Below are 1,305 nucleotides of genomic sequence, written 5' to 3'. Positions count from 1 at the left end.
ATCCAGCACCACGTGCGGTGGGCGGTGCTTTTCCAGCGCGTCGGCGACCAGGCCGATCACCTCGGCATTGGCCAGCATGCCCAGCTTCACCGCATGGATATCGAAATCGGCGAAGCAGGCATCGATCTGCGCCTGCAGGAAGTCCAGGGGCGGCACATGCACGGCGGTGACGCCGCGGGTGTTCTGTGCGGTCAGGGCGGCGATCGCCGACAGGCCATGCACGCGGTGCGCGGCGAAGGCCTTGAGATCGGCCTGGATGCCTGCGCCGCCGCCGGAATCGGAGCCGGCGATGGTCAGGGCGGAGACGGGGCTGGAAGCGGGGCTCATGCGGCGATTGTGCAGTGTTTGCCACCGGCGCGCTTCACGGGCGGCGCAGCCACGCCCATGGCCGGTACAGCACGTAGCCCAGGCCGGTGCAGCCGGTCAGCAGTGCCGGGGCGAGCAGGGCGTCGTAGCCGACGCGCAGGAACAGCCACGCACCGATCACACCGCCAGCAAGGAAACCGCTGACGATCAATCCGCTCAGGGTCAGGCGCCGGATCGGCAGCGGCAGGCCACGCAGCAGGTGGCCCAGGCCGATGCCCAGGTCGGTGAACATGCCGCTGAGGTGGGTGGTGCGCACCACCGCGCCGCTGAAGGTGGTGGCCATGGCGTTCTGCAGGCCGCAGGCCATCGCGGCGGCCAGCGCGCCCCAGATCTGCTGCTGCTTGAACAGCGGGATGGACGCCAGCAGCAACAGCGATTCCAGCGTGAGCACCACGCCGTAGCGACGGCCCAGCTGCAGCGCGCTGTCCTGCACGATCATGCCGCTGAGCATGGCGCCCAGGCAGAACGCGATCAGCAGGGCCCACAGGTGCCCGACCACGCGCCAGTCACCCTGCGCCAGGGCCATGCCAAGCTGGCTGGTGGTGCCGGTCATGTGGCTGACGGCCTGGTGTTCGAAGCCCAGGAAGCCGACCACGTTGACCATGCCGGCCACGCACGACAACGCGATCGCGCCGATCCACACCCAGGTGGGCAGCCGGATGCTCATCCGGCGTTCGCGGGAAGGTTCACGACACGATCAACGCATGCTCAACGGCCCGCGGGCGGGCCGTTGAACTGCACCTCGGAGAAGCTGCCGCTGGACGGGTCGAACACCGCACCCCAGAACTGCGCGCCGCCGTCGCAGACCCGGATGGCCTCGCGGGCCGGATCGATGTCGGCAGCGTCGGGCAGGTGGAACGCGTTGAGATAGATGAGCTTGCGCCCGTCCATTTCGATGCCGACGTACTGGCGGTCGAAATCGGCGGCCTTGGGCACCTG

2 protein-coding genes and 1 pseudogene are annotated in these 1,305 nt (G+C 69.0%); all 3 read right to left on the bottom strand.

Features of this window, described 5'->3' with window-relative positions; translation table 11 throughout:
• The coding region (locus AC1DQP_RS20585) for a bifunctional hydroxymethylpyrimidine kinase/phosphomethylpyrimidine kinase (protein WP_478052441.1) at nt 1–327 on the bottom strand (327 nt) is incomplete at its 3' end.
• A gap of 34 nt (nt 328–361) precedes the next feature.
• A complete protein-coding gene (locus tag AC1DQP_RS20580) occupies nt 362–1,033 on the bottom strand; it encodes a YoaK family protein (protein WP_256774101.1) in 672 nt (223 codons plus the stop codon).
• Between the two features lie 41 nt (nt 1,034–1,074).
• Nucleotides 1,075–1,305 (bottom strand): annotated as a pseudogene (locus AC1DQP_RS20575) (hypothetical protein); the annotation flags it as partial.

The organism is Stenotrophomonas sp. P5_A8, assembly GCF_056400545.1.
This window is presented reverse-complemented; position numbering and strand designations above follow the sequence as displayed.

What these genes read in the sequence shown, in the direction of transcription:
- AC1DQP_RS20580 (WP_256774101.1), bottom strand. Translation starts at nt 1,033, where the DNA reads ATGAGCATCCGGCTGCCCACCTGGGTGTGGATCGGCGCGATCGCGTTG.